Genomic DNA, 11,542 nt, shown 5'->3' with positions numbered 1-11,542 from the left:
TCCCCGGTGGCTATGTCGCCGAGCTGCACGCCGAACTCGCCCAGGTGCGCTCCTACGCTGCCGGAATGGACGGCCCGCTCAGTGACGCACGATCCACAGCGCGATCGCCCCCGTTACCAGGGTGACGCCGCCGATAGCGCGCAGTTGGGCGGTGGGCAGGCTGAACAGTTGCTCGACCATGCGCTTCCAGGCGGTGGGCGCCGCAAATAGCAGCAAGCCTTCAATGACGGCGATCAAGCACAACGCTGACAGAAATTCGTGCATCAACAACACCAAGACAACGTGGGGATCTGCAGTGTGCCGGTTCGGCAACCAACAGGCCTACAGCGTAGGAGCGCACCCGGGCGCGACGGGCATTACCGGTAAAGCTTTCGCGCCCAGGTGCGCTCCTACGCGGCTGGGTCTGGCTCATAAAACCAAGCAAGCCTCACTCGTCATCTGGGATGCCCGGGCGCGATAGACACCCTGGGAATCTACAAAAGACAAGCCACCCGGCAGGTAGGCCAGGCAGGCCTGCATCGTAGGAGCGCACTCGGGAGCGATGGGCATTACTCAGAAGCCGAGTAGCGCCCAAGTGCGCCCCACGCTGCCCGTTCTCACAGCCAGATTGCGTCCCAGAAGGGGTAATCGCCGATGCGGGCAACCAGTCCGGCCCGCAGTGGATTGGCGACTAGGTAACGCGCCACTGCGTGCAGGTCGGCGTCTTTGCGCAACGCGTGGTCGTGGTAGCTGCGGCTCCAGACCGGCACGCGATGTTGACGCTGATCGTTCACCGCACGCGCTGCGCACGCTTTCATGCGCGATACGGTGTCGGCCAACGATGTGGCGCTGCCGAGTTGCACCAACCAATGCACATGATCAGGCATCAACACCCAGGCCAGCAGCCTGGCATCGGGTAGCGTTGCTGCAGTGAACGCCCGACAGGCCGCGGCGGCGAGCAGAAAATCTGCGAACACAGCGCGACGCTGCCATGTCGTGGTGGTCAACAGGTAACCGCCGTTGGGCAAAGACTGTCTGCCACGGCGCAGCGCGCGATGCCCGGGTGAGTGGACGTTGGCCATGCGGCAATGCTGATGGCCTCGCAGCATGGGGGATATCAGGGGTTGCCTGGTTTGGTTCTAGGAGATCTACGGGTTATTTAGCTGTTTAAAGTTTGAAGACGGTCGGTTGGGTATGCCGGCAAGGCCATGTCGCGCCGAGGTGCGCTCCTACGGCGGGCATTGGGCTAGAGCCTTGCCAGGTAACTGCGGCTCCTGACGCATGCTTCAACACCCCGAAACGCACACCCACGATAAGCGCAACGCGTAGGAGCGCACCTTGGGCGCGACGCTTTGCTGGGAATGCCTGTCGCGCCCAGGTGCGCTCCTACGTGACGGGCTCGTTGGGCGAGCATGCAACTGTTTGGGGGTGACGGGCACAGACGAAAACGCCCGCATTGCGCGGGCGTTTTCAGTTCAACACTGATCACCTCGGTACAAGGTGATCAGCAATTCAACACTCAGCAATCAACGATCGCTCTTGAGGTACTGCAGGAACGGGTCATTCTTGTCGAGCACGATCACGCCGTTGCCGTCGGCCATCGATTCGCGATAGGCCTCCAGACTGCGGTAGAAGGCGTAGAACGACGGATCCTTTGCGCCGGCCTGGCCGTAGATGCGGGCCGCGTCGGCATCGCCTTCGCCACGCAGCTTCTGCGCATCGCGTTCGGCGTCGGCCCTGATGACAGTGCTTTCGCGGTCGGCTTGCGCACGGATGGTCAGTGCCTGCTCTTCGCCCTCTGCACGCAGCTTGCTGGCTTCCTGCTTGCGCTGGGCCCGCATGCGCTCGTAGACGTCGGTGATCACCTGGCTGTCGGTCGGCAGGTCGATTTGCTTGATGCGCAGGTCGGTGATCTGCATGCCCAAGCCCTTGATGGCGCCGTTGATGCCCTTGAGCTGGCTGGCTATCAATTCGCTGCGGTCGCCGGAGACCAGCTGCTGCAAGGTGCGCGAGTTGATCTGGTTGCGCAGCGAGTCGGTGATGATCGGTGCCAGGCGGGAATTGGCCACCGACTCTTCACCACCGGTGGCGCGATAGAACGCACGCACATCGGAGATGTAGCCGATGGCGAAGAAGTCCACGCTCACGTCTTTCTGCTCGGCGGTGAAATACCGCGCCGGGGCGGTATCGAGCACCTGGAAGCGGCGATCGAACACACGCACCGATTCCACCACCGGAATCTTGAAGTGCAGGCCGGGCTTGAGGTCGGCACGCACCACGCGGCCCAGGTTGAGCACCATGGCGGTCTGGTCTTCGCGCACCACGAACACCGAGCCCATCAGGGTCAGCAACACGGCGACGATCAGGCCGATGACTAGCGAATTTTTCATTGTTCGGCTCCCTCACGGCCGGTCGGGCGCGGGCCGCGTTCCGGGTTGCGGATGGCCTCGCTGCTGGCGCTTTGCGGCGGATTCAGCAGCACGTCCTGCGGCACCATCGACGGCATGCCGCCATTGCCCGCGTTGCCGCCAGCGTTGGCAGCCTTGCCAGCATCTGGTAACGGCACATAGATGACCTGGCGACCATCGCTGCCGATCACCTTACGGTTCTCCGACAACACCTTTTGCACGGTTTCCAGCCACAGCCGCTTGCGCGTGACCTCGGGGGCATTGGCGTACTGCTCCTGCAGCAGGGTGAAGCGGTCGGCGTCACCCTCGGCCTTGGAGATCACCGCTTCCTTGTAACCTTCGGCACCGGTACGGGTGCGTGCGCCCTGGCCGCGTGCCTCGGGCACCACCTTGGCGGCGTAGGCCTGGGCTTCGTTGATCAAGCGCTCGCGCACCTGCTGGGCACCGTTGACCTCGTCGAAGGCCGGCTTCACTTCTTCCGGCGGACGCGCGTCCGGCAGGGTCACGCCGGTCACGGCCAAGCCGGTGTTGTAGGCATCCAGCGCCATCTGCAGACGGTCCTTGGAGGCGATCGCCAGCGGGCCGCGATTGTTGAGCACGGTATTGAGGTCGGACCGACCCACCTGCTCACGCACGGCACTCTGCGCGGCCTGCTCCAGCACCAGATCGGCATTACGCGAGCCGAACAGGTATTTGCGCGGGTCGCTGATCTGGTACTGCACGTTGAGCGAGACGTTGACGATGTTCTCGTCGCGCGTCAGTACCGGCACCTGGTTGCTGAAGGTCTTGATCTCGGTCGCATTGACCTTGCGTACCGACTCGATAGGCCAGGGCAGCTTGAAGCTCGGGCCGGGCTGCAGGATGCGCGAGAACTGGCCGAAGCGCAGCACCACGCCACGCTGCTGTTCGCCGATGAGCTGGAAGCTGGAGAACAGCACCATCAGCACCACCGCGACCAGAATCCAGCGCCCCACGCCGCCGTCGAACAGCTCCTTCAACGGGGCGGGCAGATTGCCCCAGCCACCACCGTTGCCACCACCGCGCGGGCCCCAGGACCTGCGACGGTTGGGATCCGGGCCGTCTCCGCCCTTGTTGCCGGGTGTGTTCCAGGCCATGCACGCTCCATGATCGAGGGGCTGTGCGGGCCAGTCCCGCAGTGCCGCCGTGTTGTTTGATTCGCCGATTCTACTAGATGGGGCAGACCGGCCGTTTTGAAAGGCCCTGATTGGTGCATCGGCGGTTTAGCCGGCGGGGTGAATCAAGGGGTTGGCAGTTTTTGGCGGGGTGGAGACGAGGTAGCGGCGCCAGGTTATAGGTCGGGGGGAGCCCTCAATGCGCAAAACGGGTGCCGAGATCGAAGGCGCGGAGCCGACCGCTCCGCTACCGGGAGGCTTGGCCGAACCGATTCAGCGCGGCCGACGCGCCCCCGGCGCTCGTGCGTACGACCTGGGCACTTCGAGACCGTGACCGGCACCGGCACGCGCCATGACGACAGCGGCTGTACCGCGCCAATCAATGGTGGCAGCGACTGGGTTGGTGCACTCGCGCGCACTGGCACATCGGCCTGGAGGGACGGCTGGTGCTGGAATGGACGGCTGCTGATCGAGGACAGCGGCGCAGTGGCACATCGCTCGCGTTGCGCTGCGCTTTGACAGCGCATGCAACGTCACGCATGCAGGCATGTGACTGGCGATCGACCACCTGATTGATTGGGCGGTGCCTGCTACACCGGCGCGCTGACCCGCGCGGCAGCCAGGCGTCGCGAGTGCCATCGCGCAGGCGCGCTTCGGGCTCGTGCTGCGATGGCACGGCAGCGATGATTAGCTGCGGTCTGTCGCGCGCTGCCATCTATATCGTGGGCAGCGGCGGAGAACTGCGTGCTGCCATGCAGCGGAGCGGCGAAACAACGAAGCCGCCCCATCGGGCGTTACGGCACCGGACGCGCCCGATGGCAAGCACGCATGCGCGCAGACCGTTGGCAATTGCCGGTTCGCAGTGAGGCGCTTGCCATTCGCCAAGGCGATGACGCTGAAAGTCATCGCCTGCTCGCGCGAGACTCCCGGCGCAGTTGCCGTGGATCTCTGCGATCACGCCTTCGGCGGCTCGTCCTTCTGGTTGAACACCCGCTCCATCACTTCCAGCAGTTCGTCTTCGGAGAACGGCTTGGTGATGTAGGCGCGCGCGCCTTGGCGCATGCCCCACATGCGGTCGGTGTCCTGATCCTTGGTGGTCACCAGGATCACCGGGATGTGCTGGGTGGTGGGCTCGCGCTTGAGCGTGCGCGTGGCCTGGAAGCCGTTGAGGTTGGGCATGACCACGTCCATCAACACCAGATCCGGTAGCGACTCCTTGGCCGCTTCCACGCCGGCGGCGCCATCGGTGGCGGTGATGGTTTCGTGTCCCAACTTCTCGACGATGCGCTGAATCCCCAGCAGCTGCGACGGCGAGTCGTCGACGATCAAAATGCGTGCCATGTGTTTCCCCTAGTGTGCGCGGCGAGTGTAGTGCGCCAGCTGCGCTTTCGGTAGCTGGGGGCAATAGCGCGATGGTCGAAGGCTGTGCTGCGGTGCGGTGCACGCGGTGCTCGCCTTCGCACTCCTGTGCGCCGTGGTGGGCGGTGAGGGGTTGGAAGCGAGGTGCAGGCGAGAGGCCGCGCTTCGGCGACGGGAGCTGCTGGCGCGGACTGCGGGAGGAGTGCTTGGATCCAGCTTCGCTCGCTGCGCGCAACTGACGCCATTGAAGTGGCGCCCGGCCGAAGTTGACTGACGCCGGCAGCCTCACCGGGCGGCCGTACCCTCACCCCAACCCCTCTCCCGCAGGAGAGGGGCTTTCGCGCCTCCTCATATTGGGAGGCTCGCGCGTTGCGACGGGCCAGACGTCTGGACCTCAGCGCCCCTCTACCGAAGAGAGGCGCCTGTGGACCTCACACCGTCTCGCCGAACGCCTTGGCCAGGTTGCGGTAGGCCTTTTTCTGCGCATCGTCGGTGGGGGCCGGGGCCAGGATTTCCAGCTCCACGATCTGATCGCCCGGGGGGGTGCCCGGCAGGCCGCGGCCGCGCAGGCGCAGTTTGCGGCCGGCGTCCGAGTCGGCGGGCACCTTCAATTCCACCGAGCCGCCCAGGGTCGGCACGCTGATGGTGGTGCCCAGCGCCGCCTGCCAGGGCATGACCTGCAGGAAGTAGAGAATGTTGCGCCCGTCCACCTCGAACTGCGGGTGCGCGGCGTATTCGATCTCCAGCAGCAGATTGCCGCCGCCGTTGCCCTGCCCGCTCAGGCGAATCACCTGGCCGGGCTGCACGCCCTTGGGCACGCGCACGTCCAGCTGCTTGCCGTTGATGGTGATACGGACGCTGTCGCCCGAATGCACCGCTTCCAGCGGGACCGCCAGCTTGGCGCGGGTGTCGCCGCGCGCCTGCGGCCCCGGCCCTGCGCCAGGACCGGCACCCGGGCCGCGCGGGCGGCCACCGCGCTGGCCGGCGAACAGGCTTTCGAAGAAGTCGCTAAAGCCGCCACCAGCACCGCCGTTGCCGAACACCTCTTCATAGTCGAAGCCCTGCCCGCCCCCGTGGCTGGGCGGCGCCTGGAACTCGTCGCCCGGGCGATAGCCCTGCGCCTTCAACTGGTCGTAGGCCTTGCGCTTTTGCGGATCGCGCAGCGCCTCATAGGCTTCATTGATCGCCTTGAATTTGTCTTCGGCGCCGGCTTCCTTGCTGACGTCGGGGTGGTACTTGCGCGCCAATCGGCGATACGCGGTCTTGATCTCCGCATCGCCTGCGCTGGGCTCCACGCCCAGCGTTGCGTAGTAATCCTTGAATTCCATCTATTCACCTCTGGAAAAAAAACGGCCCGCAGCCAGGGCCACGAGCCAGTTCGAGAGGCAGACACCGGGTGGGACGGCCATGCAGGGCGCGGGCGGTGGGAATCGTGGGTACATGCCGTCCCTGCCGATTCCAGACACCAACCGCGCCCGCGTGGCGGTCACGCAACAGGGTTGCTGGCCGATCTCTTTGCAGCCGGGCGGGCGACCGCGCCTATTCTACGGCGCGGCCGTCGCCGGGGAGCGAAGTCGGTGACCTCGCTCCAGGTCCATGACTTGTCAGCACGTGCCCCGCAGCACGCCGCGATGCCGGTCGGCGGCAACTAGCGAACCGGGCCGGGGTGTCATGCACACCCCGGCCACAGTCCTGTCCAGCCTGCGCCGCGCATGCGGCGGCTGCGATGGCGCTTACTGCACCGTGCTGCCACCGGTGTCCTGCCCGTTGCCCACCTGAATGCGACGCGGGGTGGCTGCCGGGCGCTTGGGAATGCGGATTTCCAGCACGCCGTTATGACCGGCAGCGGTGATGCCATCGGCATCGGCACTGTCGGGCAGCGCGAAACGCCGATGGAAACTGCCGTAGCGGCGCTCGATGCGCGAGAAGCGCTCGGTGTCGGTGCTGGACTCGCTCTTGCGCTCGCCCTTGATCGACAGGATGCCCTTGTCCATCTGCACCTCGATCTGGCTGGGGTCGATGCCCGGCAGATCGGCATACAGCACGAAGTGGTTGGGCTCTTCCGTGATGTCCACACGCGGCACCCATTGGGCGGTGACCACGGCCGATTCGTCGGTATCGCTGTTCTGTTCGAAGAAACGATCGAACACGTGCTTGATCTCGTTTTGCAGCGCGTGCGTGGGCCACTGGGGATAACGAACGATGTTCATTGCAAGCCTCCAAAAGGTTGGGTGAGGGGCCGGCGACGGCGGCATGCACCACCGCGCCGACCATGTGCGTCAGATAGGCGTGGCCGTGCGGATTTCAAGCGCGTTGACGCGCTTTTTCCCTGCCCTTTTCTAGACTTCGTTCAGCCACAGGAGCCCAGCCCCATGACCATCGCCGTTGGTGACAGCATTCCCGAAGTGGTGCTCAAGCGCATGCGCGAAGGCATCGAAGCGGTCGACACGCACCGCTTGTTCGCCGGCCGCAAGGTGCTGCTGTTCGCAGTGCCGGGCGCATTCACGCCGACCTGCTCGGCCAAACACTTGCCGGGGTATGTGGAGCACTTCGAAGAGTTCCGCAAACGCGGCATCGACGTGTTGTGCACCGCCGTCAACGACCCGTTCGTGATGCAGGCCTGGGGCCGCGCCCAGCTGGTTCCCGATGGTCTGCACCTGTTGCCCGACGGCAACGCCGAACTGGTTCGCGCACTAGGCCTTGAAATCGACGCGAGCGGTTCGGGCATGGGCCTGCGTTCGCGCCGCTATGCGTTGTATGCCGACGACGGCGTGGTCAAGGCCTTGTTCGTTGAAGAACCCGGCGAGTTCAAGGTGTCTGCGGCCGATTACGTGCTGCAGCATCTGCCTGATTGAAAAAGCGATTCCCCCGTCCACTCAGAAGGAAAACGGCCAGCCATGTCTGATCAGCCAGCCACCAACATCCCCGCCGGTATCACTGATACCGCCACCTTGCGCGCGCGCGCGCGCCAGAGCATCGAAGACGGCGCCATCACCGAGAGTTACCACGCCGACCGCAAGGCAGTGATCGCGCTGCTCAACACCGCGTTGGCGACCGAGTACGTGTGCACCCTGCGCTACTACCGCCACTACTTCATGGCCAAGGGCATGCTGGCCGACGCGGTCAAGGGCGAGTTTCTGGAGCATGCGCAGCAGGAACAGGCGCACGCGCACAAACTGGCCGAGCGTATCGTGCAGCTGGGCGGCGAACCGGACCTCAATCCGGACACGCTGACCAAGCGCTCGCATGCCGAATACAAGGAAGGCACCGATCTGCGCGACATGGTCAAGGAGAACCTGATCGCCGAGCGCATCGCCATCGACAGCTATCGCGAGATGATCGATTTCATCGGCGACAAGGACACCACCACCAAGCGCATCCTGGAAAGCATTCTGGCCCAGGAAGAAGAGCACGCCGATGAGTTTGCCGACATGCTGGAAGGCTGGATCGGCGAGTGACTGTGTTGCGTCGGTGCTGACGGCGCCGATGCGACTGCAGCATCGAAGACGCAATACAAACAAGGCGCCGTTGGGCGCCTTGTTTGTGCGTGTGGTCTGGTGCAAACGCTGGCAGAAACCATGGTCTCCGTAGGAGCGCACCTGGGCGCGATGGGGCCTTACCAGTAAAGCCCCATCGCGCCCGGGTGCGCTCCTACGGGTACGTAGTTATGCCCGCGACTTCGTCAAAGCATTGTCACCGGCCATTGCGGTGAGTGGGTGCTGGCTTGCCCGGCCTTGCTGATTACGCCGATGCGACTGCAGCACCGAAGACGCAACACAAACAGGGCGCCGCTGGGCGCCTTGTTTGTGCTTGTGGTCTGGTGCAAACGGTGGCAGAAACCATGGTCCGCGCAGGAGCGCACCTGGGCGCGATGAGGCCTTACCAGTAAAGCCTCATCGCGCCCGGGTGCGCTCCTACGGGTACGTAGTTATGCCCGCGACTTCGTCAAAGCATTGTCGCCGGCCATTGCGGTGAGCGGGTGCTGGCTTGCCTGGCCTTGCTGATTACGCCGATACGACTGCGGCATCGAAGACGCAAGACAAACAGGGCGCAGCTGGGCGCCTTGTTTGTGCTTGTGGTCTGGTGCAGACGGTGGCAGAAACCATGGTCCGCGTAGGAGCGCACCTGGGCGCGATGAAGCCTTACCAGTAAAGCCCCATCGCGCCCGGGTGCGCTCCTACGTGCACGTCGATGCCCACTCAACGCAAGACGCGAAACCGCACTTGCGTCCAGGCGCCGTCGCTGGCCATGGCGGTGAGCGTGTGCTCTCCCACGTCCGCAAAGTCGCGCTGAAATCCCTGGCGTCCGTTGGTCTGTGCAATCCAACGACCGTCCAGCAGCCAGTCGATGCGCGCCTCACTGCCCAGCGCGCGCAACTGCAGGCGCACCGGACGTGCGGTGTCGTTTGCGCGGGCCAACGTGGCGCGGTCACTCAATCCATCGATGCGCAGCACGCCGCCGCCGGTCATGCGCCCGTCCGGTAGGCAGTCCGGTGCCAACGGCGGCAGCTGCGCGGCGGTGCGTTCTGCCGCGCTGAGCCAGGGCGACACCAGTGCCGGCCAGCGTGCCAATGCGCGTGGCGTGCGCGCATGTGGCTGCGTGCACTCCTGCGACAGGCGCTGGCCGCTGTGCGCGTCCACCTCGAACTGCAACCGTCCGCTTTGCCACAACCGCGCGTCGCGTTCGCCAAAGGTGGGCGGCAGCGCGCCATCCAGTGCGTAGGCCTCGGCACGGCGTGCGCACAGTGCCGGCGGCGTCTGCTCCAGCGCGCCGCCGAGCGGCCAACAAATCTCCCTGGCCTGCACCGTGGCCGGCATCGGCAGCGGCGCACTGTCGCCGGCGTTGCGCGGCAATGCATCGATGACTTCGAACATCAGCGGCAATGCGGTTACCGCACCGTATTGGCCGGGCAACGGCGTGCCATCCGGGCGGCCAACCCACACACCCACGGTATAGCGCCGCGTGCCGCCAATGGCCCAGGCATCGCGGTAGCCGTAACTGGTGCCGGTCTTCCAGGCCACCCCCGGGCGGGCGGCGGTATCGAAGGTGCCACTGCCATAGCCGGGGCGCGGATTGCTCTGCAAAATCTCGCGCACGATCCAGGCCGCGCCCGGCGACATCAACCGTCGATCGATCCGTGCATCGTCCGGCGTGTAGCGCACGCGCCCGGCGATACCGCCACGATTGAGCGCCGCGAACGCACCGACCAATTCCTGCAATTGCGCACCGGTGCCGCCCAGGATCAACGCCAGCGATGGCGTGCTGCCACGCGGGAAGTGCAGCGCAATGCCGGCATTGGACAGTCGCGCGGCAAAGCGTGCCGGGCCGATGCGATCGAGCAGGTCCACCGCCGGCACATTCAATGACAAGCGCAATGCGGTGGCCGCACTCACCGGTCCGTTGAAAGCGGCATCGAAGTTGCCGGGCCGGTAGTCGCCGAAGCTCTGCGGCGCATCCACCAACAAACTTTCCGAATGGATCAAGCCATCGTCCAACGCCATACCGTACAAGAACGGTTTGAGCGTGGACCCGGGCGAGCGCCAGGCCTGCACCATGTCCACATGGCCGAGCCGCTTGCGATCGCCGAAGCTGGCCGAACCGACATAGGCACGCGCTTCCATGGTGGCGTTGTCGACCACCAGCAATGCGGCCGAAGTGCGCTCGGGCAATTGCGAAAAATACGTGGCCACGCGCTCTTCCAGGGTGCGCTGCAATTCCGCATCCAGCGTGGTGACGATGCGTGCAGCGCGCGGTTGCGCGCTATGCAACCGCTGCGCCAGCAGCGCGGCATGCAAGGGCGGTTTGAGCGCGCGCGTCACCACCGGTTCGATGCGGGCATCGTCGACCTGCGCGCGCGACCACACGCCCAGCTCCACCATGCGATCGAGCACCTTGTCGCGCGCACGTTGCGCCGCTTCCGGGTGACGGTCCGGGCGCAGCCGGCTGGGCGATTGCGGCAATACCGCCAGCAACGCCGCTTCGGCCTGCGACAACGCGGTGGCCGGCTTGCCCAGGTACGCCCAACTGGCCGCTTCCACGCCTTCGATGGTGCCGCCGTATGGCGCGCGCTCCAGATACAGGGTGAGAATCTCGCGCTTGCTCAGATGCGCTTCCAGCTGCAGCGCGCGCAGCAACTGCTTGGCCTTGCCCCATGGCGTGCGCGTATGCGGGTCCAGAATGCGCGCCACCTGCATGGTCAAGGTCGAACCGCCGGAGACGATGCGTCCCTGCCCCAGCCACTGCCCGCCGGCACGCAACAAACCCCACGGGTTGACGCCGGGATGCCGCCAGAACCAGCGGTCTTCGTAGTTCAGCAAGGCCTGCAGATACAGCGGCGATACCGTGTCCGGGCTGGCCGGATAGCGCCACACGCCGTTGCGATCGGCGAACGCGCGCAACGGCGTGCCATCGCGCGCCACCACCAGGGTGGAGGTGTCGCGCGATTTGGGCAGCGGCAGCGGGAAAGCCAGGTCCAGCACCAGCACCATGGCCAGCACCGCCGCCACGCTCCAGCGTAGCCAGCTCAGCCAGCGCCGTCCGTTTCGGACCTGTGGGTTCGGCACTTGCGGGCGCTGCTGCGTCCGCTCCGTCCCTGTCTGCGCCTGCGATTGCTCATCCATCGTGCCAAGCATGCAGGGCAAAACGCGTTTCGGCCACTGGCAC

At 65.4% G+C, this 11,542-nt stretch carries 10 protein-coding genes; 2 read left to right on the top strand and 8 right to left on the bottom strand.

Going from position 1 to position 11,542, the window contains the following annotated elements; genetic code table 11:
• Positions 1-78 precede the first annotated feature (78 nt).
• The 7 genes from ABQU90_RS02155 to ABQU90_RS02125 form a co-directional block, all read right to left on the bottom strand.
• Complete coding sequence (locus ABQU90_RS02155; protein WP_323523209.1) at positions 79-264, bottom strand: DUF2065 domain-containing protein; 186 nt, start codon at positions 262-264, stop codon at positions 79-81.
• Positions 265-596: 332 nt separating this feature from the next.
• Complete coding sequence (locus ABQU90_RS02150) at positions 597-1,061, bottom strand: REP-associated tyrosine transposase (protein WP_323523208.1); 465 nt, start codon at positions 1,059-1,061, stop codon at positions 597-599.
• Between the two features lie 444 nt (positions 1,062-1,505).
• On the bottom strand, positions 1,506-2,369 hold the full coding sequence (gene hflC, locus ABQU90_RS02145) for a protease modulator HflC (protein ID WP_055845747.1): 864 nt from the start codon (positions 2,367-2,369) through the stop codon (positions 1,506-1,508).
• Positions 2,366-3,502 carry an FtsH protease activity modulator HflK gene (gene hflK, locus ABQU90_RS02140; protein ID WP_323523207.1) on the bottom strand — a complete coding sequence of 379 codons (1,137 nt, stop codon included), beginning with the start codon at positions 3,500-3,502 and terminating at the stop codon, positions 2,366-2,368. The genes hflC and hflK overlap by 4 nt, the downstream gene beginning before the upstream one ends.
• A 972-nt stretch (positions 3,503-4,474) precedes the next feature.
• Positions 4,475-4,861: a twitching motility response regulator PilH gene (pilH, locus tag ABQU90_RS02135; protein WP_008578169.1), complete on the bottom strand. Its 387-nt coding sequence runs from the start codon at positions 4,859-4,861 to the stop codon at positions 4,475-4,477.
• 449 nt (positions 4,862-5,310) lie between these two features.
• Entirely contained in the window at positions 5,311-6,207 is an 897-nt protein-coding gene (locus ABQU90_RS02130) for a DnaJ C-terminal domain-containing protein (RefSeq protein ID WP_115512318.1), read from the bottom strand.
• Positions 6,208-6,612: 405 nt separating this feature from the next.
• On the bottom strand, positions 6,613-7,089 hold the full coding sequence (locus tag ABQU90_RS02125; RefSeq protein ID WP_055845757.1) for an Hsp20/alpha crystallin family protein: 477 nt from the start codon (positions 7,087-7,089) through the stop codon (positions 6,613-6,615).
• A 162-nt stretch (positions 7,090-7,251) separates the two neighbouring features.
• Between ABQU90_RS02125 and ABQU90_RS02120 the strand changes: the two genes are divergently transcribed.
• Both ABQU90_RS02120 and ABQU90_RS02115 read left to right on the top strand, forming a co-directional pair.
• Positions 7,252-7,734, top strand: a complete 483-nt coding sequence (locus ABQU90_RS02120) for a peroxiredoxin (protein WP_115527263.1) — start codon at positions 7,252-7,254, stop codon at positions 7,732-7,734.
• A gap of 42 nt (positions 7,735-7,776) precedes the next feature.
• A complete protein-coding gene (locus ABQU90_RS02115) occupies positions 7,777-8,337 on the top strand; it encodes a ferritin-like domain-containing protein (protein ID WP_323523206.1) in 561 nt (186 codons plus the stop codon).
• 741 nt (positions 8,338-9,078) lie between these two features.
• Here the strand turns inward: ABQU90_RS02115 and pbpC are convergent.
• Complete coding sequence (gene pbpC / locus ABQU90_RS02110) at positions 9,079-11,499, bottom strand: penicillin-binding protein 1C (RefSeq protein WP_323523205.1); 2,421 nt, start codon at positions 11,497-11,499, stop codon at positions 9,079-9,081.
• Positions 11,500-11,542: the final 43 nt, after the last annotated feature.

It is taken from the genome of Xanthomonas sp. WHRI 10207 (genome assembly GCF_040202975.1).
Taxonomy (GTDB): Bacteria; Pseudomonadota; Gammaproteobacteria; order Xanthomonadales; family Xanthomonadaceae; genus Xanthomonas.
This window is presented reverse-complemented; position numbering and strand designations above follow the sequence as displayed.

Bases quoted from the DNA above. Each gene is read 5' to 3' on its own strand.
- ABQU90_RS02150 (WP_323523208.1), bottom strand. From the start codon at position 1,061: ATGGCCAACGTCCACTCACCCGGGCATCGCGCGCTGCGCCGTGGCAGA.
- pbpC (WP_323523205.1), bottom strand. From the start codon at position 11,499: ATGGATGAGCAATCGCAGGCGCAGACAGGGACGGAGCGGACGCAGCAG.
- ABQU90_RS02125 (WP_055845757.1), bottom strand. From the start codon at position 7,089: ATGAACATCGTTCGTTATCCCCAGTGGCCCACGCACGCGCTGCAAAAC.
- ABQU90_RS02120 (WP_115527263.1), top strand. From the start codon at position 7,252: ATGACCATCGCCGTTGGTGACAGCATTCCCGAAGTGGTGCTCAAGCGC.
- hflK (WP_323523207.1), bottom strand. From the start codon at position 3,502: ATGGCCTGGAACACACCCGGCAACAAGGGCGGAGACGGCCCGGATCCC.
- ABQU90_RS02155 (WP_323523209.1), bottom strand. From the start codon at position 264: ATGCACGAATTTCTGTCAGCGTTGTGCTTGATCGCCGTCATTGAAGGC.
- ABQU90_RS02130 (WP_115512318.1), bottom strand. From the start codon at position 6,207: ATGGAATTCAAGGATTACTACGCAACGCTGGGCGTGGAGCCCAGCGCA.
- hflC (WP_055845747.1), bottom strand. From the start codon at position 2,369: ATGAAAAATTCGCTAGTCATCGGCCTGATCGTCGCCGTGTTGCTGACC.
- ABQU90_RS02115 (WP_323523206.1), top strand. From the start codon at position 7,777: ATGTCTGATCAGCCAGCCACCAACATCCCCGCCGGTATCACTGATACC.
- pilH (WP_008578169.1), bottom strand. From the start codon at position 4,861: ATGGCACGCATTTTGATCGTCGACGACTCGCCGTCGCAGCTGCTGGGG.